This window comes from Hyphomicrobium sp., from assembly GCF_019744875.1.
GTDB lineage: Bacteria > Pseudomonadota > Alphaproteobacteria > Rhizobiales > Hyphomicrobiaceae > Hyphomicrobium_C.
Window position 1 is genome coordinate 135,876 of the sequence record NZ_JAIETU010000003.1, and the last position, 25,062, is coordinate 160,937.

General features: G+C 64.5%; 17 protein-coding genes, 1 tRNA gene and 1 riboswitch. Of the genes, 9 read left to right on the forward strand and 9 right to left on the reverse strand.

The genetic code is table 11. The features are described 5' to 3' along the window. Positions 1–32: 32 nt before the first annotated feature. Together erpA and xth are read left to right on the forward strand one after the other, a co-directional pair. Positions 33–404, forward strand: a complete 372-nt coding sequence (gene erpA, locus K2Y42_RS07495) for an iron-sulfur cluster insertion protein ErpA (protein WP_291150614.1) — start codon at positions 33–35, stop codon at positions 402–404. Between the two features lie 37 nt (positions 405–441). After that, positions 442–1,221 carry an exodeoxyribonuclease III gene (xth, locus tag K2Y42_RS07500; RefSeq protein WP_291150617.1) on the forward strand — a complete coding sequence of 260 codons (780 nt, stop codon included), beginning with the start codon at positions 442–444 and terminating at the stop codon, positions 1,219–1,221. 161 nt (positions 1,222–1,382) lie between these two features. On the opposite strand, the gene K2Y42_RS07505 is transcribed toward xth, so the two are convergent. Further along, positions 1,383–2,411, reverse strand: coding sequence for a tetratricopeptide repeat protein (locus tag K2Y42_RS07505; protein ID WP_291150620.1), 1,029 nt, complete (start codon positions 2,409–2,411; stop codon positions 1,383–1,385). After that, positions 2,398–4,122 carry a dihydroxy-acid dehydratase gene (gene ilvD / locus K2Y42_RS07510; protein WP_291150623.1) on the reverse strand — a complete coding sequence of 575 codons (1,725 nt, stop codon included), beginning with the start codon at positions 4,120–4,122 and terminating at the stop codon, positions 2,398–2,400. Before ilvD ends, K2Y42_RS07505 begins: the two co-directional genes overlap by 14 nt. A gap of 589 nt (positions 4,123–4,711) precedes the next feature. On the opposite strand from ilvD, the gene K2Y42_RS07515 reads away from it, so the two are divergent. Beyond that, the gene (locus K2Y42_RS07515) at positions 4,712–5,296 is read left to right on the forward strand and encodes a DUF2939 domain-containing protein (protein WP_291150625.1); all 585 of its coding nucleotides are present in this window, start codon (positions 4,712–4,714) and stop codon (positions 5,294–5,296) included. Between the two features lie 18 nt (positions 5,297–5,314). Here the strand turns inward: K2Y42_RS07515 and K2Y42_RS07520 are convergent, their stop codons facing one another. The 6 genes from K2Y42_RS07520 to K2Y42_RS07545 form a co-directional block, all read right to left on the reverse strand. Then, positions 5,315–8,173: a valine--tRNA ligase gene (locus K2Y42_RS07520; protein WP_291150627.1), complete on the reverse strand. Its 2,859-nt coding sequence runs from the start codon at positions 8,171–8,173 to the stop codon at positions 5,315–5,317. Between the two features lie 162 nt (positions 8,174–8,335). Beyond that, positions 8,336–9,889, reverse strand: a complete 1,554-nt coding sequence (locus K2Y42_RS07525; RefSeq protein ID WP_291150629.1) for a DUF2497 domain-containing protein — start codon at positions 9,887–9,889, stop codon at positions 8,336–8,338. Between the two features lie 246 nt (positions 9,890–10,135). Then, positions 10,136–11,086, reverse strand: a complete 951-nt coding sequence (locus K2Y42_RS07530) for a DUF2497 domain-containing protein (RefSeq protein WP_291150632.1) — start codon at positions 11,084–11,086, stop codon at positions 10,136–10,138. Positions 11,087–11,401: 315 nt separating this feature from the next. After that, a complete protein-coding gene (locus tag K2Y42_RS07535) occupies positions 11,402–12,856 on the reverse strand; it encodes a TolC family outer membrane protein (RefSeq protein WP_291150635.1) in 1,455 nt (484 codons plus the stop codon). A 308-nt stretch (positions 12,857–13,164) separates the two neighbouring features. Next, positions 13,165–13,827: a protein-L-isoaspartate O-methyltransferase gene (locus K2Y42_RS07540; RefSeq protein ID WP_291150637.1), complete on the reverse strand. Its 663-nt coding sequence runs from the start codon at positions 13,825–13,827 to the stop codon at positions 13,165–13,167. 163 nt (positions 13,828–13,990) lie between these two features. Beyond that, positions 13,991–14,398, reverse strand: a complete 408-nt coding sequence (locus K2Y42_RS07545; RefSeq protein ID WP_291150639.1) for a DUF1232 domain-containing protein — start codon at positions 14,396–14,398, stop codon at positions 13,991–13,993. A gap of 153 nt (positions 14,399–14,551) precedes the next feature. On the opposite strand from K2Y42_RS07545, the gene K2Y42_RS07550 reads away from it, so the two are divergent. The 5 genes from K2Y42_RS07550 to metE all read left to right on the forward strand — a co-directional run bounded on the left by K2Y42_RS07550 (position 14,552) and on the right by metE (position 22,851). Beyond that, positions 14,552–14,625: transfer RNA gene (locus tag K2Y42_RS07550), tRNA-Cys, on the forward strand. 585 nt (positions 14,626–15,210) lie between these two features. Further along, entirely contained in the window at positions 15,211–16,833 is a 1,623-nt protein-coding gene (locus K2Y42_RS07555; RefSeq protein ID WP_291150641.1) for an isocitrate lyase, read from the forward strand. A gap of 102 nt (positions 16,834–16,935) precedes the next feature. Continuing rightward, entirely contained in the window at positions 16,936–17,178 is a 243-nt protein-coding gene (locus K2Y42_RS07560; RefSeq protein WP_291150644.1) for a hypothetical protein, read from the forward strand. Between the two features lie 110 nt (positions 17,179–17,288). Continuing rightward, a complete protein-coding gene (acnA, locus tag K2Y42_RS07565; RefSeq protein ID WP_291150647.1) occupies positions 17,289–20,006 on the forward strand; it encodes an aconitate hydratase AcnA in 2,718 nt (905 codons plus the stop codon). A gap of 48 nt (positions 20,007–20,054) precedes the next feature. Further along, positions 20,055–20,269, forward strand: a riboswitch (cobalamin riboswitch). A 245-nt stretch (positions 20,270–20,514) separates the two neighbouring features. Next, positions 20,515–22,851 (forward strand): 5-methyltetrahydropteroyltriglutamate--homocysteine S-methyltransferase, encoded by a 2,337-nt coding sequence (gene metE, locus K2Y42_RS07570; protein ID WP_291150649.1) that lies wholly within the window; start codon positions 20,515–20,517, stop codon positions 22,849–22,851. Between the two features lie 80 nt (positions 22,852–22,931). On the opposite strand, the gene K2Y42_RS07575 is transcribed toward metE, so the two are convergent. Continuing rightward, positions 22,932–23,180, reverse strand: a complete 249-nt coding sequence (locus K2Y42_RS07575; RefSeq protein ID WP_291150650.1) for a hypothetical protein — start codon at positions 23,178–23,180, stop codon at positions 22,932–22,934. A 445-nt stretch (positions 23,181–23,625) separates the two neighbouring features. Here K2Y42_RS07575 and gltA point away from each other — a divergent pair, with 445 nt between their 5' ends. Further along, a complete protein-coding gene (gltA, locus tag K2Y42_RS07580; protein WP_291150652.1) occupies positions 23,626–24,939 on the forward strand; it encodes a citrate synthase in 1,314 nt (437 codons plus the stop codon). The last annotated feature ends 123 nt before the right edge of the window (positions 24,940–25,062 follow it).

The window sequence follows — 25,062 nt, forward strand, 5'->3', positions numbered from 1 at the left end:
AACAGCCGCGACGCGCGCCTCCGAGGAGCCCCATGGCCCAAACCGCAACCGAGACCCTCACCGCCCCGCAGTCGATGGGCGGCAAAGTCACCCTGACCGACCGCGCCGCCCGCCGCATCGAGGAGATCGTGGCCGGCGAAGCCGAAAACACGATGCTGCGCGTCTCCGTCGAAGGCGGCGGCTGCTCGGGCTTCCAGTATCGCTTCGATCTCGTGGACCAGAAAAGCGGCGACGACTTTGTGATAGAGAACAGCGCCGCGAAGGTCCTGATCGACCCGGTCTCGCTCGAATATCTTGCGGGCTCCGAGATCGACTTTGTCGACGACCTGATCGGCGCCTCGTTCAAGATCCAGAACCCGAACGCCACCGCCTCCTGCGGCTGCGGCACCAGCTTCTCGCTATGATCCTTCTGCCCGCTGCCTCCCGCCGGCTTCCGACCTCATGAAAATCACCACCTGGAACATCAACGGTGTCCGCGCCCGCATCGAAGGCGCGGTCGCCTACGTGCGCGAAGCCAAGCCAGACGTGCTGTGCTTCCAGGAGATCAAGTGCCAGGACGAAGGCTTCCCGACGGAGGCTTTCACGGACCTCGGCTATTCGGTCGCGACGCACGGCCAGAAGGGCTTCAACGGCGTTGCCCTCCTCTCGCTCCACCCGCTCGAGGACGTCGTGCGCGGCCTGCCCGGTGACGACACCGATGTGCAATCGCGCTACATCGAGGCCACCGTCACGCATGGCGATCTCTCGGTGCGCGTCGCCTCGATCTACCTGCCCAACGGCAATCCGATCGACACGCCGAAGTTCCCCTACAAGCTCGCCTGGATGAAGCGGCTCGAAGCCCACGCGCGCCAACTCCTCGGCTCCGAGATGCCCGTCGTCCTCGGCGGCGACTTCAACGTCATCCCCGAGCCGCAGGACGCCAAGCGCCCGGCTGCGTGGGTGAACGACGCCCTGTTCCAGCCGGAAAGCCGGTCGGCGTTTCGCGCCCTCGGCAACCTCGGCTATGTCGAAGCGGTTCGCACCGCCCATCCCGAGCCGGGCCTCTACACGTTCTGGGACTATCAGGCCGGCGCCTGGCAGAAGGACGACGGCATCCGCATCGACTTCCAAATGCTCTCTCCGCAAGCCGCCGATCGCTGGGTGGCCTCCGGCATCGATCGCTTCACGCGCAGTTGGGAAAAGCCGTCCGACCATGTGCCGGTCTGGACCGAGCTGGCCTGATCGCTAGAGCGCTTCCCGTTCTCATCGATCCCGACCTGTTCCCTCCCCCTTTTGCGGGGAGGGCTAGGGTGGGGGGAATCCCAACGGTGGTTATCGCGCTAATCCAAACAAAAAAGGCGGACCGAGCGGCCCGCCTTTTTTGAGTCCGTGAGTGTCGCCGCTCAGGGCGTGCTCGGCACGGCCGCACCGGGCACGTTGACGTCCCGCAGCGTGGGCGCCCCCGTCGCGGAGCCATAGCTGAACGACGGACGCGGATCGGCGACAGGCAGCCGCGTCGTGGCCGGCTCCGTTACGATCGAGTCCGAACGCTGCCCGAGCGTGTTCACGACCTCACCGTTCTTACAGGTGCGCACCGGGCCCGACGCAAGCTGCGAAAGCCCGCTGCGATCGCGCTGCTCGGAAGCCGGCGGGCGTCCATAGCGGTTGCCCCACTGCGCGACGATGCCCGTGGCCTGCTTGCGCGTGCCATCGGCCGAGCCGCAGAAGATGTTCTGGTAGATTTCCTCGATCCACATCGAATCCTGCGGCGACGCGTTGTCGACCGCGACCGCGATCAGCGCCAGCGCACGCGCCGGATCGGCCTCGACATGCTTGCCGCGCCAGAGCAGGTCGGCGAAGAATGCCTGCGCGCCAGCGTGCCCGTTGCGGCTCAGCACCGAAAGCCAATGACGGCCCAGCGCCACGTTCGTTTCGACGCCCTCGCCCTTGAGCTGCAGCTTGGCAAGCTCGAACTGGGCGTCTTCGTCGTTGAAGGTGCTCGAGGCGTTCTTGAGATAGAACACCGCGCGTTCCGGATCCGGCTGCAGGCCGATCTCCGGCAGGCCACGCAACAGGTATCCGGCCAGCGCCGTCAGCGCCTTGCCGACGAACCGCGCCCGCGGATCGTCCGGATCGGCATCGAGATGATCGTCCGCGATTTTCTCGAACAGCGCGTAAGCCTTGGCGTGGTCCGTGTAGGCGCCCGTGTTGTCCTGATAGATCTTGGCAAGATAGTAGTTCGCCATGAACTCACCGCCCTTGGACGCGAACGTGAGCGCGGACATGGCGATCTCATAGTAACCGCCCTGGTACGCGCTAACGCCCTGTCGCAGCGCTTCACGCGGCGAGGTAAACGGTGTCGTCTGCGCCATCGCCACGGCGGGCAACAGCGCAGCCATCATCAATCCGAGAACGAGCCTAAATGTCCGCATAGCAAACAATTTCCGCCTTCCCGCCTGCGTGGGTAACGGCGCCATAACGGGCCGGGCCCACTTGATCGGCAAATTTTCTGATCGCTCCGCTCTGATACACATTGGGCGGCGCCTTCCAGGTTTTGCGACGGCGTTCGAGCTCGGCCGCATCGACCTCGAGGTCGAGCGTTCCGGTCTCGGCATCCATCGCAATGATATCGCCGTCCTGGATGAGCCCGATGGGCCCGCCCACGGCGGCTTCCGGTCCGACGTGTCCGACGCAGAAACCACGCGTCGCACCCGAGAAACGTCCGTCGGTGATCAGCGCGACGCTATCGCCCGCGCCCTGGCCGTAGAGCGCCGCCGTCGTCGCAAGCATCTCGCGCATGCCGGGGCCGCCCTTTGGCCCCTCGTAGCGGATCACCAGCACTTCACCTTCGCGATACGAGCGCGCTTCAACCGCGGCGAACGCATCCTCTTCGCAATCGAAGCAGCGCGCAGGACCGCGGAACTTGAGGTTCTTGAGGCCAGCGACCTTCACGATCGCGCCGTCCGGAGCGAGCGAGCCCTTGAGGCCCACGACGCCACCCGTCGGGCTGATCGGGTTCGAGACCGGATAGACGACCTTCTGCTCCGTGTTGAACGTCACTGACGCGAGGTTCTCGGCCATCGTCTTGCCGGTGACCGTCAGGCAGTCGCCATGCAGGATGCCGCCATCGAGCAGCGCCTTGAGGATCTGCGGCACGCCGCCGATCTCATGCACGTCCGACGCGACGTACTTTCCGCCCGGCTTGAGGTCGGCGATGTACGGCGTCTTCTTGAAGATCTCGGCGACGTCGAAGAGATCGAAATCGATGCCGCACTCGTTGGCCATGGCCGGCAGGTGCAGCGCGCCGTTGGTCGAGCCGCCCGTGGCGGCAACGACGATGGCCGCGTTCTCGAAGGCCTTGCGCGTGCAGATGTCGCGCGGGCGGATGCCAAGCGCAATCAGCTTCATGATGGCTTCGCCGCTGGCGCGCGCATAGGCGTCGCGGCTTTCGTAAGGAGCGGGCGTTCCGGCCGATCCCGGCAGCGCAAGTCCGATCGCTTCGGAAACGCAAGCCATGGTGTTGGCGGTGAACTGCGCCCCGCACGCGCCCGCGCTCGGGCAGGCGACGCACTCGAGCTCGTGCAGCTCATCGTCGGTCATTTCGCCGACCGAATGCTTGCCGACGCCTTCGAACACGTCTTGCACGGTGACGGTGCGGCCCTTGAACTTGCCGGGCAGGATCGAGCCGCCGTACATGAACACCGACGGCACGTTGAGGCGCAGCATGGCCATCATGGTGCCGGGCAGGCTCTTGTCGCAGCCGGCGATGCCGACGAGCGCGTCGTAGCTGTGGCCGCGCATGGTGAGTTCGATCGAGTCCGCGATGACCTCGCGCGAGACGAGCGACGACTTCATGCCCTGGTGGCCCATGGCAATGCCGTCGGTGACGGTGATGGTGCAGAATTCGCGCGGCGTGCCGCCTGCTTCCTTGACGCCCGCCTTAGCGGATTGCGCTTGACGCATGAGCGCGATGTTGCAGGGAGCCGCTTCGTTCCAGCAGGACACGACGCCGACGAACGGCCGGTTGATCTCTTCCTCAGTCAGCCCCATCGCGTAGTAATAGGAACGATGCGGCGCGCGCGCCGGCCCTTCCGTCACGTGCCTGCTCGGCAGCTTGCTCTTATCGAACGTCTTCGCGTCCATAACTCTCGTGTCCAATCGCTCAATGACAAACCAACCGGCCGCAGCACGAGTGCAGCGGCCAATCAGGAACGGAGCGGCGGTTGGCTTCGAAAGGTGGCTTCTGGGGCGCGTTACGTCCGAAAAAGGAACGTCCGCCCAGGATCCGAACCCGAAGCCCCCGCAAGCTCCTGTTCTCTCAGAACTGTCGTTGCGCGTATTTGTGGCCCAAACGAGGCACGTGGTCACGGTTGTCGTGGCCCTCAGGCAACAACCCCTGTTTTGGAGGCCGTATTTCCTGACATTCGAAGCGGCGTGTCCTTGAGATCACAGTTAACGGCCTCCCTCGGCTATTGAGGGAGAGGTACCAAGCAATCCCGGCCGATCGTTGACGCCACTTGGGCCGCTTGGCGACCGATTACGGATCGTTTGCCAACGTTTCGACAATGCTGCCGCAATTCAAATCGCACACGACCTTCATCCAGGACCGCCTCTTGCATGAAACCCTGGAATTATCTCTCTAAGCTTCAAAATGACCGAACATCGCCCGAACGCAGCCCAAATCATCGCGTGTAAACAAGGCTCGCGGTGACGTTCCGCGCCAGGATCGACGATGAAGAAGCTTCTGATCGCCACCGTGACGCTCGCGACACTCGGCGTCCTCTACATCGCCGCGCCGTTCGTGACGGTCTGGAGCGTGCGAGAGGCCATCCGCAGCGGAGATTCGGCGTATCTGGACGCAACGCTCGAATGGCCAACCATTCGCACCTCGCTGCGCGAGTCGATGACCGAGTACGCCATCGGCCCGACACCGGCCGCCATGCCGGGACAAGCCGCCGCCCAGCCCGGCTTCTGGCAGCGGGTCAAAAACGGCCTGAGCCGCCGCGCGGTCGATAACCTCGTCGACCGCTACGTTACGCCCGAAGGCCTGCCGCAGCTCTTCGGCATGCGCCAGTTCTACCGCGAGAACATATCCGCCAGCGCCGCCGACACCGCGTCCCTGCCCTGGCACGAGCGCGCCCGCGGCTTCTGGACCCGCATCAAGCGCGCGGAGTTCCATTCGCCGACCGAGTTCGAGGTCGAGATCGCCGACCGCAACGATCCCACGCGCCACTACATCGGGCTGCTGAAGCTGCGCGGCCTTGCCTGGAAGGTCACGGAGCTGCGCCTGCGCACGCCTCCCACGAACCCCGCATAAGGGCCCAAACGCGCCGCGCTAAACCTCGATCCGCTTAAGCGCAGCAGACAGCCGCTGGATGCGATCCGTGAACTCCGTCACGCGCTCGCGGTTGAGCTCGACGACATGCTCCGGCGACTTCGCGACATTCGCGTCATTGCCGAGCCAGGCTTCCGCCTTCTTGAGGTCGCTCGCCGCCTTGTCGATTTCCTTCGAAAGGCGTTTGCGCTCGGCATCCATGTCAATCACGCCTTCGAGCGGCAGCGCCACTGTCGCTTCGCCCACCACGATCAGCGCCGCGCCCTTGGGCGCCGTCTCGGCAAAACTGATCGCATCGAGCCGCGCGAGGCGCCGGATTGTCTCATCGTGGCGCTGAGCACGCTTCACCGTATCGGCGCTCGCGCCTGAGATCACGAGCGGGATCTTGGCCCCCGCCGGGATGTTCATTTCCTGCCGGACCGAGCGCACGTCCGACACCAGCCGCACGACCCAGCCGATTTCCGCGTCCGCATCGGCACTGGCAAGCCCCTTGTGGCGCGGCCACTCGGAGAGGCACAGCAGCGACTGGCGCCGCTCGCCGTACTCGACCATGTGCGCCCAAAGCTCTTCGGTGATGAAGGGCATGAACGGATGCAGCAGCTTGAGGCACTGATCGAGCACCCACGCGGCGCACGCACGCGTCTCGGCCTTCGCAGCCTCGTCATCGCCGGCCAGGATCGGCTTGATCAGCTCGAGATACCAGTCGCAGTAGATGCCCCAGACGAACTCGTAGATGCCGTTCGCCGCCTCGTTGAACTTGTAGGCTTCGAGGCCGGCCGTCACGGCGGTAGCAGCCCGCTCCGTCTCCCCCACGATCCAGCGGTTCAGCGTGTGCTTGACGGCCTTGGGATCGAAATCGAACTGGCGCACGCACTCGTTCATCTCGCCGAAGCGCGCTGCGTTCCAGAGCTTGGTCGCGAAGTTGCGATAGCCTTCCACGCGCGCAGGCGCCAGCTTGACGTCACGCCCCTGCGCCGCCATCGCCGCCAGCGTGAAGCGCAGCGCATCCGCGCCGTACTTGTCGATGAGCGCCAGGGGATCGATCACGTTCCCCTTCGATTTGCTCATCTTCTGGCCCTTCTCGTCGCGGACCAGGGCGTGGATGTAGACGTCTCCGAACGGCACCTCACCCATGAACTCGATGCCCATCATCATCATGCGGGCGACCCAGAAGAAGATGATGTCGAAGCCGGTGACAAGCACGCTCGTCGGATAGAAGCGCTTGAGCTCGGCCGTCTGATCCGGCCATCCCATGGTCGAGAACGGCCACAGCGCCGACGAGAACCACGTGTCGAGCACGTCCTCGTCGCGCGTGAGCGCGATCGGCGCGTTCGCGCCTGCGTAGTGCTTGTCGGCCTGCGCGCGGGCTTCCGCCTCGCTCGCCGCGACGAACACGCGCCCATCCGGGCCATACCACGCGGGAATCTGATGGCCCCACCAGAGCTGGCGCGAGATGCACCACGGCTGGATGTTGCGCATCCATTCGAAGTAGGTCTTTTCCCAGTTCTGCGGCACGAACTTCGTCTTGCCGGTCTCGACGGCCGCGATGGCAGGCTTGGCGAGCTCGGCCGCGTTCACGTACCACTGGTCCGTCAGCCACGGCTCGATGATGTCGTTCGAGCGGTCGCCGTGCGGCACCGTATGCGCCGTCGGCTCGATCTTGGCGAGCAGCCCCAGCGCGGCCATGTCGCTGACAATGCGAAGCCGGGCGACGAAGCGATCGAGACCGCGATAGGCTTCCGGCACGTCGTCGGTCATGCACCCGAACGCATCGAGCACGTTGATCTTCGCCAGATCGTGCCGCTTACCGACCTCAAAGTCGTTGAAGTCGTGCGCCGGCGTGATCTTGACCGCGCCCGTGCCCTTCTCGGGATCGGAATACTCGTCGGCCACGATCGGAATCTCGCGGCCGACCAGCGGCAGAACCACCTTCGCACCCGCCTTGACCAGCGCCGCATAGCGCTCGTCCTTCGGATGCACGGCCACACCACTGTCGCCGAGCATCGTCTCCGGCCGCGTCGTCGCCACGACAATGTAGCCGCGCGTCTCGAACGCCGTCGGCTTGCCCTCGTCGTCGAACGCAATCGGATGCTGATACGTCGCGCCACCCGCCAGCGGATAGCGGAAGTGATACATGTGCCCCGACGGGTCCTTCTTCAGAACCTTCGCCAGCGCATCCGCATCAAACGGCTTCTCCGGGTCCCCGTCATCTTGTTTGCCCGCCTCCGGCAGGGCCCAACTGAACGAACCCTTCTTCTCGACCTGCACGACCTCGAGATCGGAAATCGCCGTCTGGAACTTCGGGTCCCAGTTGACGAGCCGCTTGTCCTTGTAAATGAGGCCCTTGTTGTAAAGGTCGACGAACACCTTGGTGACGGCACGCACCATCTGGTCGTCGGCCGCGCCGTTCGCGCCCATCGTGAAGCGCTCGCGGCTCCAGTCGCACGAGGCGCCGAGCCGGCGGAGCTGGTTGAAGATCGTCGAGCCGCTTTCTTCCTTCCACGCCCAGATGCGGCGCACGAACTCCTCGCGCCCGAGCTCGCGCCGCCCCGGCTGCTGGCGTTCCATGAGCTGGCGCTCGACGACCATCTGCGTCGCGATGCCGGCGTGATCCGTCCCCGGCTGCCACAGCACGTCGCGCCCGCGCATGCGCTCGAAGCGCACGAGCACGTCCTGCAGGGTGTTGTTGAGCGCATGCCCCATGTGGAGCGAGCCGGTCACGTTCGGAGGCGGAATGACGATCGAATAGGGCTCGGCCTGCGCGCGATCCGGGCGACCGGCGCGGAATGCGTCCGCCTTGTTCCAGGTCTCATTGATGCGCGGCTCGATATCGGCGGGCTGATACGTCTTCTCGAGCATGGGGCGCGGGCCTTTGCGGAATGAAAAACGGCAAGCAGGCGTCCTACGAACCCACTTGCCGCCTGTCAATCGGCACCGGATGGCAGTGTACGCCCGGATCGCCGCGCGACAGAGCGCTCCGTCGAAGGACGGGGCTCCGGGCGGGACGGGGAAATGCGCCGGTCAGTGGCCGGACGGCGGCTTTCCGGTCGGGTTCACGTTGCCGACATCGACGCGCAGGGCGCGCTCCATGATGCGCGGCATGTTGTCGGCCACCCACTTTTGCAGCATGGGCCGCAGCATGTCGGCGACCGCATCCTCGAGCGTCCGGACGGGCGCCCCCTGGGGAGCCGCCACCGGCAGGTTGCCGAGGTCGGGCATGGGAAGCTGCGGCGAGCGCGCACCGGGCGCAGGCCCCGGCTCAAGCACCGGCGTCAGCGGGATCGCCGTCAGCGCCGCCGAAGCAGCGGACGCCGCCAGCCCCTGCGCCAGCGCATCGAGCGCCTGCGCCGCAACCGCCGAAGGCTCAGGCTGCACGTTGGAGAAGTCGGGCTTCGCAGGCTCGGCAAACGCGGGCTTCGAGGCGCCGTTCAGCGCCGAGCCGTTCAGGCCCGACCCGTTCATGCCAAAGTGCCCAGCGCTGTCGTAGGGCTGCTTGCCGTTGAACGGAGACGCATGCTCCTTCGCCGCATCGATTGCGGGAGCGGCCGGTGCAGCGTCGCTCGGCCGCGGCGAGGCGGAAAATGTCGCCTCCGGCGCCTTGAAAGATGCCTCCGGCGCTTTGAAGGTCGCCTCCGGCGCTTTGAAAGATGGCTCCGGCGCCTTGACGGGCGACTCCGGCGCAGGCGGTGTCACGTCCGGCGCCCGATGCGACCCATTCAATGCACTCGCATTGAAGAACGGCGATCCAAACGAAGGCGTCGAACCCGAAGGTGCCGTCGGATTTACCGGCTCGCCCGGCACCACTGCGCCGAGCCCCGTCAGACGCTTCAGCGCTTCATCGAGGCCACCCGTATCGGCAGCCGGCTTGGCATCGGCTTTATCGGCCGGCGCCGCAACCGCATCGCGCTCGGCCGTCGGCAGAGGCGACAGCGTCGGCGTCACGGGGGCTTGCGGCGGATAGAAACTCTGCTTGCGAAGCGGCGGGAACCCGAACGTGCGCGTCGGCGGCGCCGGAGACGCAATGGGAGACGCAGCGGGAGACGCTGGCGAGGGCGCGCTGGCTCCACCGAACGGCGGCGGCGGTATCGAGGCGGCAAGAGGCGGCAGCGCGGCGTCGGCCGGCGCAGGCGCCGAAACCTCGGCGGCAGACGCCGTGACCGGCGGCTTGGGCGCGGCCTCGACACTCTTCGACGACATAAAACCTGCGTCACTCCGGGCCGCCGGCTTGGGCGCTGCGGACGATGCGCTGTCAGAAACGTCGCCGTCGTCCAGCATGTCGGCCAGATCTTGATCGAACGACATCGGCCGCTTGGAGCCGAGAGGGCTGGTCGCAGGCAGCGATCCGCTCGCCAGCACGCCCATCAGGCGATCGGGCGCACGCGGCGGCACGACATCCGGTGACGAACTCTTGGACGCGCTTGCGCCGCCATTGAAAGAGCGCGGCACGAGAGGGTTCGGCTCAAGGGCGGGAAAAACCGAAGCGGCGGCGCCTTCCGGCTCGTCGGCGATGATTTGACGAACCGTAGCAAGGATCTCCTCCATGCTCGGCTCGGTGCCCTTGTCCGCTGTCGTCATGCCCAATACCTACCCGCCTCATCCGCACCGCTCGCCGTGCCCCCGGCGCAAATCGCCAGAGCGGCACGATAACGGCCTCCGGAAAGACGTACCCTGGTGCCGGCGAGCGTTCAATGCTGCCGGCATCCCTGTCCGCAATCCGAAACGCTTATGCTCAGCTTTGCTCCGGACCTTTTTGAGGCAGGCCGTCCCTTTTTTAGCGAGACCGCTCAGCAAGGCCGGGCGCAAAGGCTGTCGAAGGCGGCTTCAGGGCTTCTTCGGCGACTTCACGCTCTCGGCGATTTCGATATGCAGCGCCTTCTCGACCATGCGGGGCATGTTGTCGGCGAGCCACTGACGCAGCATCGGCCGCAGCAGATCGGCTGTTGTGTCTTCCATTCCGCCGGAGGCCGCAGGAGCCACGACAGCAGGAGCGGCCGAGGCAGGCAGCGGCGGCGGAGCCGTTTCAAGGGCAGCCGGTTCAACGGCAACGGGCGGTGCCTCGACAGGCGCCATCATGACCGGAGCCACGACGGGTGCAGCCACGACAGGCGCTTCCACCTGCACCGGCGGCGCGACGTACACCGGGGGCGCCACGTAGACAGGCGGGGCCACTTCGACGGGAGGTGCCGGAGCAGGAGCGGGAGCCGCGGCTGCCGCGGGCGGCCCCGACATGCGCATGAAATGCGTATCCTTGAACGCCGCCATCACGCGCTTCGGCTCTTCCGAGGGCGGGCTGGCCGACATCGCGGGCGAGGAAACGGCCGGCTCTTGCATTGCGGGCGCGGGCTCGTGCGCATGCGCCGCCCCGTTCGAATAGCCCGTGCCGTTGAGGTGCGATCCGTTGGCGTACTCGCCGGAGCGCACGGTCAGCGAGCTCAAGGCCGCATGGTGGCCGTTCATGGCGTCGGAAGCGTGCGCATCGGCCTCGGCATAGGCCGGCGCCGTCTCAGGCTGCGCGGCTGTCGCGTTGCGGATGGCGTCCGTCAGACGGCCCAGCAACGGCGTGTGGCGGTCCGTTTGCGGCGGAGACGCGCGAAAAATTGCAGGTAGGTCGAAATCACCGGCGTCATCGAGAACGCCATCGCCCTTGAGTAGGATCGGCGTGCCGCCAAGCTCACCGTTGTGCTGTTCGCCAGGTTCCTCGGCAATGATCCTGCGGATCGATGCCAGGATTTCTTCCATGCTTGGCTGGCCGTTCTTCTCTGTCATGTTCATTACGCCACTCCCTACGCATACCACGACACGAACTACCGGCACCGACCCGCATTGGCACCGCCCCGTAAAGCGCGCCCGTCACAACGGACACGTCTCCTCGTGTGCGCGCCCGCACAGAGGTCCTTGATGCCGTGATCTGCCATTCCCCTTGCGTCGGCAGACGTGGCACTCGTAGTGCAAAGTTGTGTGTGGGACTCCCACCGTACCCCAAGCTAAGAAGCATAAAGGGCAACGATGTGGCAAAGCCACAGAACAACTGAAATCGCCAAGCGATCAGTTGTCAGCTAGCAAGGCAAAGTGCCGCGCTCAAGGATTTTATTTGACGGATTCGCCCTGCGGCAGCTCTTCGATACGCCCGTCGGAATGGGTTATCGAGGTTCCCCAAGGCTTACGGCGCACTTCCTGATAATGCGCCTCAGCGTCGTATGCGATGGCCGTAAATCCAAGATTGATCGCATCGAGCCGGCCGATGGCCGAGAGCAGTGTGTAGCTCGACACGACGACGTTGCGCCGGGTCGAAACGAGCTGCACTTGGGAGTTCAAAAGTTCGACTTCAGCGTTAAGAACGTCGAGCAGCGTGCGCTGTCCGACGCGCTCTTCTTCGCGCACACCGGTCAAAGCCGTGGTGTTCGCATTCACCTGCGCCTGATCCGACTGAACCTGGGCCTGCGCGGCAAGCACCTGAGACCAGGCGGCCACCACGAGCGACTCGGATTCACTGCGCGCCTGCTCAATTTCCTGCAGACGGCTGACATGGATATGCTTCTGCTGGCGCACGCGGGCGTACACTTCGCCGCCCTCGTAGATCGGCACCGTCAGACGGCCGGTCACGGTCGCCTGCTCCGACTCCGCGGTCGTCACGCTCGTATCGAAGCGATCCGAGTAGGACGCTTCGAGTTGAACGCTCGGCAGCAGCTCGCCGCGGATGCGGTCGACGCCGTAACGCGCAGCCTGCTCCAGATAGAGCGCACCCACCACGGCTGGATTTTCATGCGTGCCGATGTTGGTGGCTTCCTGAAGCGAATTCGGCATCCAGCGCTGGAAGCCATCAGGCTCGACCAGATTGCCCGGCGCATGACCGATGACGCGCTCGTAAACGGCGCGGCTGGTCTTGAGGTTGGCGCGCGCCAGATCGAGGGCCGAGACGGAGCCTGCGCGGCGAGCCTGCGCCTGCGCCACGTCCGTACGCGTCACCTCACCGACCGCGAAGCGGTCTTCGGTGGCCTTGAGCTCGCGCGACAGCACGTTCACGTTGTTCTCGCGCAGACGCACGATCGCCTGATCGCGCACGACGTCCATGAACGCAGTCACGGCCTGCAGCAGCACGTCCTGCTCGACGGCGCGCAGCGTCTCGCGCCCGGCGCGCACGTTGGCTTCCTGCTCATTCACGGCATTGATGACGCGGAAGCCGGAGAAAATCGGCTGCACGGCGTCGATCGAGTAACCCTTCGGCTTGATTTCCTGCTCGTTCGTCCCGATCGCGGGAATGGTCGAGCGCTGCCGGTTGTATTGGTAGTTGATGTCCGCGTTGCCGGTGATGACGGGCCGGAATCCGGACCGGGCGCGCGTCACTTCTTCGTCGGTCGCCCTGAGGCGCGCACGTTCTGCATCGAGTTGCGGGTTGTATTCGTAGGCCGAGGCGAGCGCCTGATTCAGGGTTTCGGCCCGCGCTGTAGCAGACCCAAATACCAGCCCAGCCACCGCAAGAGCGATGACGGAGTTCAACGGCAACCGAACGTACGGCCCGCGCGCGATATGACCCAAGACCAAGGCAGCCCCTCGTCCGCTGTCGATCCGGCATACCCCCGCCGAATCGCGCTTAACATGTTAACCTCTTAGAACAGCGGTGCGATTCGAAGAAGCTGTCTGGAACCAGAATCGGAACATGGTCCGCCCCGCGTTGCAGCTTTCCCACACGCATGACTTTTGTGCTGACGGCGAAAAGCGGCGACTCATCCGGAGATGACGGCCTAAACCCATATTATCTCGTCAGAAAAAATATGCGTGGACACGGAGACTCAGTTGCCGTGTTGTCTCGGCACTAGGTGACGAAACCCGAACTGCAAGGGGACAACCTGTTAAAAGGTGAAAGCTGCCGGTTTCTCGAACCCGGGCAGAACGTCGCCGCTGGCATCGAACACTTCCGCCGCCCCGAACGACCGGCCCTCGCGCTGCCAGACGGTGGCCCGCCCGGCGCCGCGCCCCGAAATCGCGACCAGCCGGCCGCCATCCTTGAGCTGATCGAACAGCGCCTCGGGCACGACCTCGATGGCGCCTTCCACGACGATAGCGTCATAGGGGCCTTCGACGGCCCAGCCCTGAGCGAGATCGCCCTCGACCACGCTGACAGTCGAGCAGCCGACTGACGGAAGCAGCTCACGCGCCGAAGCCGCCAGCGCGCTGTCGCTTTCCAGCGCCACCACGCGACCCGCTAATTGCGCGAGAACCGCCGACGAGTAGCCGGAGCCGGCACCGATATCGAGCACAACCCCCGTGGCATCGATCTCGGCCGCCTGGACGAGCTTGGCGAACACGCGCGCCGCCAGCAGCGAGCGCTTTCCCGCGCCCTGCGGCGGCGAAAGCGGCACGGACCCATCCATGTAGGCGAGGCCCCGAACCCGCTCGGGCACGAACTTCTCCCGCGGCACATCCCGCATCGCGCGAATGATGCGCCGGTCCGTCACGTCGCTCGGACGCACCTGCGATTCGACCATGTTCGCGCGCTGAATGGCAAAATCCACGGCATTCTCCCTGGGGAGCCGCATGTCATGGCTCCGCGTGTCCGGCGTGACCTTACTCAAAGTCGCGCGCACCGGCCACACCCCTCGTCACGACCAAAGTGCAAAGGCGCGCATGTGTCGCCGCGGGCGCGTCTCTTAGGACACGTCTCTTCGGCTGCGTCTCTTAGGATATGGGCCACACCCAATACAAGATCAGCAACGCGAGCCCGATCCACACGGCAACGACGATCGCAGCCCCGAGAACACTGCGCGGACGCTCCGCGAGACGGCTCGCCTCGTCCCGGAGTTCCGCCATGACGCCGGGATCGACCCAGCGCACCAGCAGCCCGACCACCAGCGGCAGAAGAATAAGCTCGTCCAAGAACCCAATGACGGGGATGAAATCGGGAATGAGATCGATGGGCGACAGCACGTAAGCCGCGACCAGAACGGCAACCCCCTTCACCCAAAGGGAGACGCCCGGATGACGTACAGCCAGGTAGAGCGCGATGCCGTCCCGCTTGGCGCAACGGGCCAGATCCTCGAGCCGCCGGCCCCAGTCCCGAAAGATCGCCCCGCAGGAACAGGCCACGCCTTCGCTCCAATATGAAATGATGACGGCAGCGCGAGCGCGCGCTTGTGCATCCGTTTCAGTATATGATAGATGCCTGCTGGCGCAGGGGAAATACAGCGCCCGGACGGGTTCCAGGAACCCGCGTCCGTCCCCTGCCTGCATACATTTTGAGGCCACGTGGCGGAGTGGTGACGCAGCGGACTGCAAATCCGCGTACCCCGGTTCAATTCCGGGCGTGGCCTCCATTCCTTTGTCTCTCTCCCTTATCGAAACTTAGAGCACAAGACGCGGGTCTTGTGCCGCGCATCACGTTCGCGCGCCGCGGCCACGCCAGTCGGAAGCATCGCGCTCCGGGTCACGCGCATCATGACACAGTGAGGCGGGACTTGGCGCCAAGCGCCCCTCAGCCACCTCCCTCGACCGATCCTTCACGCGAACGATAGACGGCATCACGCGTCCCCGCATGCGGCTCCGCTTAGCATTCGGCGCACGCCTGCCCCCGAATTGAACGAGCCGAGAGCGCATCCGGTCGCATTCGCCGCCTTTGCAAATTTGCGGCTTCCGCATCGCAAATCCTCGCACATTTACGTCTGCGCAAAGCGTCGTGAGCGGCTACAGCGAACGCGTCCTCGATAGAGATCACAGAGATGCGCACGCGGGCGAACCTCAGACTTGTGGAACCTCCCTGCCCCTCCCTCCGCCAAGGCACGCCCGAGAACGGCGAGCCCGACAACTTGGAAGGACCGAGGCTCTCTGCTGCGCCCTTTGGCTGCGACCCGGAGTGGCCGCGAGACGAGATTCTAAATCTAGCTGTTGGAAGGAAAAGGTGCATGACGCACAAGAAGTCCTATAGCGAGCTGCGTGCCGAGCTGCTCTCCCGCTATCCCACTGGCGCAACCCGTGGCGGCGTCGGCATTGACGACATCGTCCAGCTTCGCCTTCAGACGCCCTACGAAACCCATCTCGACGTGGCGCGCGCAATGGCGACCGCCATGCGCCGCGACATGGCGGAGTACGACACGGACGTCGGCAAGTTCACCCAGTCGCTCGGCTGCTGGTCCGGCTTCCACGCCCAGCAGATGATCAAGGCCGTCAAGCGGCTGCGCGGAACCACGAAGGGCGCATACGTCTACCTTTCGGGCTGGATGGTCGCCGGCCTTCGCAACCGCTGGGGTCATCTTCCGGATCAGTCGATGCACGAGAAGACCTCGGTCGTCGATCTCATCGAGGAAATCTACGTTTCGCTGCGCCAGGCCGACGAGGTCGCCCTCAATGACCTCTTCAACGAGCTCAAGGCAGCCAGGGCGAAAGGCGCGCCGGCCAAGGTCGTGAACGAGATCATCGCGCGCATCGACGGCTTCGAAAGCCACGTCGTCCCGATCATCGCCGACATCGACGCCGGCTTCGGCAACGAGCACGCCACCTATCTCCTGGCGAAGGAAATGATCAAGGCGGGCGCATGCTGCCTGCAGATCGAGAACCAGGTATCCGACGCCAAGCAGTGCGGCCACCAGGACGGCAAGGTTACGGTTCCGCGCGAAGACTTCATTGAAAAGCTACGCGCCTGCCGCCTCGCGTTCGAGGAGCTGGGTGTGAACGACGGCGTCATCGTCGCGCGCACGGACAGCCTGGGCGCGAGCCTCACGCAGAAGATCCCTGTCAGCCAGCGCCCCGGCGACATGGCATCGAGCTACACCAAGTGGCTCAAGACCGAACCCGTCACGGGCGACAATCCTCTGCGCGAGGGCGAGATGGCGATCTGGCAGAACGGCGCGCTGGTGCGCCCCGCCCGCATGCCGAACGGCCTCTTCTCATTCCGCGAGGGATCGGGCCGCGCGCGCGTGATCGAGGATTGCGTCGCCTCGCTCCGGGACGGCGATGCCGACATGATCTGGATCGAGACCGACACGCCGAACGTCGACGAGATCGCCAGCATGGTGAGCGACATCCGCAAGGAAGTCCCGAACGCCAAGCTTGTCTATAACAACTCGCCGTCATTCAACTGGACGCTGAACCTTCGCAAGCAGGTCCGCGCGCAGTGGATCGCCGACGGCAAGATTTCCGAAAAGGACTATCCGAACGACAACGCGCTCATGTCGGCGGACTTCGACGCCAGCGACCTCGGCCGCGAAGCCGACGTGCGCCTGCGCCGCTTCCAGACCGACATCTCCGCCCGCGCCGGCGTGTTCCACAACCTGATCACGCTGCCAACCTTCCATCTGACGGCGAAGAGCACCGACGAGCTGTCGCGCGGCTACTTCGGCGACGACAAGATGCTGGCTTACGTGGCGACCGTGCAGCGCGAAGAAATTCGTCGCGGTATCAGCGCGGTTCGCCATCAGCATGAGGTGGGCTCGGATCTCGGCGACACGTTCAAGGAAATGGTGTCGGGCGAGCGTGCGCTGAAGGCGGGCGGCGCTCACAACACCATGAACCAGTTCGCGGCGGAATAACGCGTCATACGGGCTGGGCCGCTCACGCGCGGCCCGGCCCGGCAAGTTTCGGCGCGGCCGAGATCGTAAAAGACGTCACGAACAGGGATCGGAGAGCGGCGAATGGCTGAGGACGAATTCCGTCGGGTAGACCTATCCAACGACGAGCCGCAGGAACGCGCGCTTCGTCGCGTGGCCGATGCGGCCCACCGCCTGAACGAGGCGGTTCAGCGCGCCGTGAAGGAGAACCTCACCGTCGAGCTGATCCGCGTCTCCCGCCATCACGACGGACAGGGCAACTGGGGCGATCAGATCGTGCCGATGATACGCGGCGAACGGCGTGCGGAGCCGTCCGCTCTCGAGTGAGTGGAGCGCGCGCCTCTCCAAACTGAACAGCCAGCAGCCGCACCAACAGCAACAACAGCCATCCCGCGCACAACGCGGGAGCAGAGTTTTATCGTAACGAGGGGATCACCGTGACTTCCGGAACGACCGTTTCACTGGACAGCTTCAACGCGCGCCGAACCCTGGACGTCGAAGGCGCCAAGTATGTCTACTACTCTCTCCCCGAAGCGGAGAAGAACGGTCTGACCGGCATTTCGAACCTTCCGTTTTCGATGAAGGTGCTGCTCGAGAACCTCTTGCGCCATGAGGACGGGCGCTCCGTCACCAAGGCCGACATCGTCGCCATGTCGGAGTGGCTGCAGAACACGGGCAAAGCCGAGAAGGAGATCGGCTTCCGCCCCGCGCGCGTACTGATGCAGGACTTCACCGGCGTCCCCGCCGTCGTTGATCTCGCCGCCATGCGCGACGGCATGCTGACGCTCGGCGGTGATGCCAACAAGATCAACCCGCTTGTCCCCGTCGATCTCGTCATCGACCATTCGGTCATCGTCGACGCCTTCGGAAGCCCCGACGCGTTGGGCAAAAACGTCGAGCTCGAGTACAGCCGCAACGGCGAGCGCTATGTGTTCCTGAAATGGGGACAAGGCGCATTCGCCAACTTCCGCGTCGTGCCGCCCGGCACCGGCATCTGCCATCAGGTGAACCTCGAATATCTGGCGCAGACCGTATGGACCGCCACCGATGCGTCCGGCGAAACGCTCGCCTATCCCGACACCCTCGTCGGCACCGACAGCCACACGACGATGGTCAACGGGCTCGCCGTGCTCGGCTGGGGCGTGGGCGGCATCGAGGCGGAAGCCGCCATGCTGGGCCAGCCGCAATCGATGCTTCTTCCCGAGGTGATCGGCTTCCGCCTGACGGGCGCGCTCCAGGAAGGCGTCACCGCCACCGACCTCGTGCTGACGGTCACGCAGATGCTGCGCGTGAAGGGCGTGGTGAACAAATTCATCGAGTTCTTCGGGTCCGGCCTCGATAACCTGACGCTCGCCGACCGCGCCACCATCGCCAACATGGCGCCCGAGTATGGCGCGACCTGCGGCTTCTTCCCTATAGACGACGAGACGCTCAACTACCTCAACATCTCGGGCCGCGAGCCCGCGCGCGTGGCCCTCGTCGAAGCGTATGCGAAAGCCCAGGGCCTGTTCCGCAACCGCGGCGCGAGCGATCCCGTCTTCACCGATACGCTCGCACTCGATCTCGCGACGGTCGGTCCCTCCATGGCGGGCCCGAAGCGCCCGGAAGGCCGCATCGCGTTGGCCGACGTCAAGACCGGCTTCCTCGCCGCCCTCGATGGCGAATACCGCAAGCCCAACGAGGAGACGAAACGCGCGCCGGTCGATGGCCGCGACTTCGCAATCGGCCACGGCGACGTCGTCATCGCCGCCATCACGAGCTGCACGAATACGTCGAACCCATCGGTGCTGATCGCGGCCGGCCTTCTTGCGCGCAATGCGGCCGCCAAGGGCCTGACCGCGAAATCCTGGGTCAAGACCTCGCTCGCGCCGGGAAGCCAGGTTGTTGCCGCCTACCTCGAGAAGTCGGGCCTGCAGAAGGATCTCGACAAGGTCGGCTTCAACCTCGTCGGCTTCGGCTGCACCACCTGCATCGGAAATTCCGGGCCTCTCCCAGCGGAGATCTCGAAGACGATCAACGAAAACGGCCTCGTTGCCGCGGCCGTGCTCTCCGGAAATCGCAACTTCGAAGGCCGCGTCAGCCCGGACGTGCAGGCGAACTATCTGGCATCGCCCCCGCTGGTCGTCGCCTACGCGCTCGCCGGCACCGTCGTGCGCGATTTCGCAACCGAACCTCTCGGCATCAGCCGCGACGGCAATCCCGTCTATTTGAAAGACATCTGGCCGTCGAACAAGGAAGTGCAGCAGTTCATCGCCGACAACGTCACGCGCGACCTGTTCCGATCCAGATACGCCGATGTGTTCCGTGGCGACGACAACTGGCGCACGATCGAAACCGGCTCCGGCCTGACCTACGGTTGGGACCAAGCCTCGACCTACGTCCAGAACCCGCCCTACTTCCGCGGCATCACCCAGAAGGCGCGCCCGATCGTGGATATCGAAGGCGCGCGCATCCTGGCGCTCTTCGGCGACAAGATCACCACCGACCACATCTCGCCCGCAGGCTCCATCAAGGCGGCGTCCCCCGCTGGCAAATACCTTCTCGACGAAGGCGTGCAGCCCGAAGACTTCAACCAGTACGGCACGCGGCGCGGCAACCATGAGGTGATGATGCGCGGCACGTTCGCCAACATCCGCATCAAGAACCACATGGTGCGCGATGCGGCCGGCAACGTCGTCGAAGGCGGCTACACGATCCACCATCCCTCGCGCGAACGCCTCGCCATCTACGACGCCGCGCAGCGCTACGCCGATGAAGGCGTGCCCCTCGTCGTTTTCGCAGGCGTCGAATACGGCAACGGCTCGTCGCGCGATTGGGCCGCGAAGGGCACCAACCTGCTCGGAGTAAAAGCGGTCATCGCCCAGTCGTTCGAGCGCATCCATCGCTCGAACCTGGTCGGCATGGGCATCGTGCCGTTCGTGTTCGAGACGGGAACGAGCTGGCAGTCGCTCGGGCTCGACGGCAGCGAGAAAATCACGCTTCGCGGGCTCGCGGACGTCAAGCCGCGCCAGATCGTCGAAGCCCGTTTCGAGCGGTTCGACGGCACCGCAGCCACCGTTCCGCTCATCTGCCGAATCGATACGCTCGACGAGGTCGAGTATTTCCGAAACGGCGGCATCCTGCAGTACGTCCTGCGCAATCTCGCTGCCGCATAGCGAGATAAAGATGTCTTTATATCACTTGACGACGCTAGGGTTTTCGGGCACGTTCAAGCTTGTCGAGGTCTCTGGGCCCATACTCGGGCGCCAGAGCTAAGAGGGAATTCGGTGACCTCCTCCAGGAGGTAATCCGAAGCTGCCCCCGCAACTGTATGTGGTTAGCCGACATCCGAAAGAGCCACTGGAACTCGCGTTCCGGGAAGGTGGATGGAAGCGACGACCCACGAGCCAGGAGACCTGCCCCGACACCATAACGTCCACTGGCGGGGTGTCCCGGTGAGTCGCATGCAACCGGCGGCAAACCCGTCGGTGCCCGCACGCGTCCTCTCGGCCTTTGCCTCCATCTCGATGGAGACTGCCGATGTCATTCTCAAAACTCGATGCATTCCTTGCTAGGCGCCTCTTGAGCGCTGCCGACGGATAGCGTCCGCACGCCTGATCCCCACGCATTCAACTGAAACTTCAGACGCGGCACGCACGGCGTGACCGCGAGGAGAACCGTATTATGTCAGTCACCGTTTCAAACTTGGGTTTCCCGCGCATCGGCTCCAAGCGCGAGCTCAAGATCGCACTCGAAAACTACTGGTCCGGTAAGACCGACGCCGACGCCCTGCAAAAGGTAGCGGCCAGCATTCGCACGTCGAACTGGGAGCGCCAGAGGGCAGCCGGAATCCATCACATTCCGAGCAACGACTTCTCTCTCTACGACCATGTGCTCGACACCAGCGTCATGGTGGGCGCGGTGCCGCAGATCTACGGCTGGCAGAACGGCCCCGTCCCGCTCGACACCTACTTTGCGATGGCGCGCGGCAGCCAGACTTTCAAATCGCTGCCCGACGCGTGCTGCGGCGGCACCCATGCCGCGAAGACCGGCGTGCCTGCGCTCGAAATGACGAAGTGGTTCGACACCAACTACCACTACATGGTGCCCGAGCTGCTCAAAGGACAGTCGTTCTCTCTGGGCTCCGACAAGGCCATCGTCGAGTTCAACGAGGCGAAGGCGCAAGGCATCCACACGCGCCCCGTGCTGCTGGGACCGGTCAGCTATCTCAAACTCGCCAAGTCGAAAGATCAGGGCTTCGACCCGCTCTCGCTTCTTCCCGGCCTGATCCCGGTTTACGTCGACGTGCTGCGCCGCCTCGCGGAAAGCGGCGCCGACTGGGTGCAGCTCGACGAGCCGGTCCTCGCCCTCGACATCGAGGATGGGGTTCAGTTCGCCTTGCAGTCTGCCTACGAGCAGATCGCGAAAGCCGTACCGCGGCTGCGCGTGCTGGTTGCCAGCTACTTCGGCCCCTACGGGTCCAATCTCGAAACGGCGCTCGCTTTGCCGATTGCCGGTCTTCATCTGGATCTGGTGCGCGCGCCCCATCAGATGGAAGCGGTGCTCGCGAAGGCGCCCGCAAATCTCGTGCTCTCGCTCGGCGTCATCGACGGCCGCAACATCTGGCGCGCAAACCTCCCGGCCATCCTCGATCGGCTGGAGCCGGTGGTCGCGTCCCGTCGCGCCAACAAGTTGTTCGTCGCGCCCTCGTGCTCGCTCCTCCACACGCCCATCGACCTTGAGCTGGAAACGAGCCTCGATCCGGACCTCAAGACATGGCTCGCGTTCGCGGTCCAGAAGCTTGACGAGCTTTCCGTGCTCGGCCGCGCCCTCAATGAAGGCCGCAGCAGCGTGAAGGATGAGCTGGCGGCATCGGCGGCCGCCGCTCAATCCCGCCGCACGTCCCCAAAAATCCACAGCAACGCGGTGCAGACGCGCCTTGCCGCGGTGACGGATGCGATGTCCAAACGCGCATCTCCATTCGCCGCGCGCCGCGCGCTTCAACAGAAGCACCTGCAGCTTCCCCGCTTCCCGACGACCACGATCGGCTCGTTCCCGCAGACGGACACCGTTCGGAAAGCGCGTTCCGGCCACGCAAAAGGAACCGTCAACGACGCGGACTACACGGCCTTCCTGCGGAAGGAAACCGAAGCGGCGATCCGCTGGCAGGAAGACATCGGCATCGACGTGCTCGTGCATGGCGAGTTCGAACGCAACGACATGGTGCAGTACTTCGGCGAGCAGCTCGCCGGCTTCGCCTTCACGAAGCACGCCTGGGTGCAAAGCTACGGGTCGCGCTACGTGCGCCCGCCGATCCTGTTCGGCGACGTGTCGCGCCCGAAGCCGATGACGGTCGAATGGTGGACGTACGCCCAGTCACTGACCAAGAAGCCCGTCAAGGGCATGCTCACCGGACCGGTCACGATCCTGAACTGGTCGTTCGTCCGCGATGACGTCCCGCGCAGCACGCCGTGCCGCCAGATCGCGCTCGCGATCCGCGATGAAGTCGCCGACCTCGAGAAGGCAGGCGCCGCCATGATCCAGATCGACGAGGCAGCCCTGCGCGAAGGCCTGCCGCTCCGCCGCGCCGAGTGGAAAGCCTACCTGGATTGGGCCGTCGAGAGCTTCCGGCTCTGCTCGAGCAGCGTAACCGACACCACCCAGATCCACACGCACATGTGCTACTCGGAGTTCAACGACATCATCGACGCCATTGGCGCCATGGATGCCGACGTCATCTCCATCGAGACCTCGCGGTCGAAAATGGAGCTTCTCGACGCCTTCAAGACCTACAAGTATCCGAACGAGATCGGCCCGGGCGTCTACGACATCCACTCGCTCAGAATTCCCCCGATCGAGGAAATGGTCACCCTGCTGGAGAAGGCCAAGGAGCGCATTTCACCCGACTTGATCTGGGTGAACCCGGACTGCGGATTGAAGACCCGCAAATGGGAAGACGTTCGCCCCGCTCTGACCAACATGGTGGCCGCGGCAAAGCAACTACGCGACGCAGTGAGCTAAGCGACAACAAAAAGCGCGGCAGCGATGATCGCTGCCGCGCTTCATTTCCTTCACGCGCAAAATTCCTCACGCCGAGCAGCTCACGACTCCTCGACAGCCCGTTCCGCAACCTTGACCATCGGCACCATCTGGTCCCCCCATTGCCCGCACCCGTTGTGATGGCGCGAGGCCCGCATCAGCTCCACCGTGACCCCGGCAGAGACAGCATTCGTGATCTGCTGATTGAGCCGATGCACCGTGTCCGCCACTCTTCGGATCAGCATATCCGGATCGGATTTGCGAGGCCCATTGAACGGCTCGGGCAGCGCCAGAATATCTGCGGAACGCATCGGCTCTCCATGGGTTGATAGCGTCGAACGATTGATCGGCATCTTTCGCCGGACGCTATCCGCAAGCCCCCGTCGGCGTACATTCCTGAAAAAGTAAATTAATGCGAAGCCCGGCTTGCAAAGCAGACAATGATGCGAATGAGCGCGCAGCCCCGCGTCGAGAATCGGCCGCAGGCCACTGGCTGACGAAGCGCCACGAGCCAAGCCCAGACACGGCCTTCACCATGTTTTGCGGCCTTCGCAGATTTGCACGCCCCGCTTCGCAAAAGTTCACGCTTTCAGCGCTTCCGCCGGGCCGCACCCATACGGGATACTTGGCCCTGCGGCGTGTGCGCGCGCCGTCATTGCGGCGTGATCTTCTTAGGTAAGAAGCGCGTCAGCGAACCCGCCGCCGAACGACAGGCGAACGCAACGCAGCGCCGCTCGAACGACATGGAGAACCGGCATGAACATCTATGACACCTCGATCCCCAGGCACGACGCCAGCGCGCCCGAGCTGCGGATCGACGGCAAGTCCGTGCCGCTCGAAGTCCGCCGCGGCACCCACGGCCCCGACGTCTTGGACATCGCCAAGCTGTACGGGACCACCGGCCGCTTCACGTATGATCCGGGCTTCACCTCGACCGCCAACTGCTCCTCTGCGATCACATTCATCGATGGCGACAAGGGCGAGCTCCTGTATCGCGGCTACTCCATCGACGAGCTGGCCGAAAACTCGAACTTCCTCGCCACCTGCTTCCTGCTGCTGCACGGAGAGCTGCCCACCAACGACGAGTTCAAGGCCTTCCGGCAGACCATCACGCGCCACACCATGGTGCACGAGCAGATGACCCGCTTCTTCACGGGCTTCCGCCGCGACGCCCATCCGATGTCGATCATGGTGGCTGTCGTCGGCGCGCTGTCCGCTTTCTACCACGACAGCACCGACATCAACGATCCCAAGCAGCGCGAGCGCGCGTCCTATCGCATGATCGCCAAGATGCCGACGATTGCCGCGATGGCGTACAAGTACTCCACGGGCCAGCCGTTCATCTATCCGCGCAACGATCTCGACTACACATCAAACTTTTTGCAGATGTGCTTCTCGGTTCCGTGCGAGCCATACGTCGTGAACCCCGTCGTGGCGCGCGCACTCGATCGCATCTTCATTCTGCACGCCGATCACGAACAGAACGCGTCCACCTCGACCGTGCGTCTCGCGGGCTCCTCGGGCGCCAATCCGTTTGCCTGCATCGCGGCCGGAATCGCTTGTTTGTGGGGACCGGCCCACGGCGGCGCCAACGAGGCAGCCCTCAACATGCTGCAGGAAATCGGCTCGGTCGAGCGCATCCCCGAGTACATCAAGAAGGCGAAGGACAAGTCGTCCGGCTTCCGCCTCATGGGCTTCGGCCATCGCGTCTACAAGAACTACGATCCGCGCGCGAAGGTGATGCAGAAGACCTGCCACCAGGTGCTCGACGAGCTGGACAAGCGCAACGATCCCCTGCTCGCGATCGCCATGGAGCTGGAACGCATCGCGCTGCAGGACGAGTACTTCATCGAGAAGAAGCTCTACCCCAACATCGATTTCTATTCGGGCATCACGCTGCGGGCGATGGGCTTCCCTGTCTCGATGTTAACGGTGCTGTTTGCCGTCGCGCGCACGGTTGGCTGGATCGCTCAGTGGAAGGAAATGATCGAGGATCCCGAGCAGCGCATCGGCCGCCCGCGCCAGCTCTATGTCGGCCCCGCCCGCCGCAGCTTCCCAGCTCCGGCCTGAAGCACCTCGCCGCCCTTACTTAACGAGCGTCGCATTGACGTCGTCCTGAAACGCGGGGAAGTTGCCTGTCGCAGTTGAATGGCGCGCAGTCTTGCGCCACAAGCACCAGGCCTTCCTCGCACA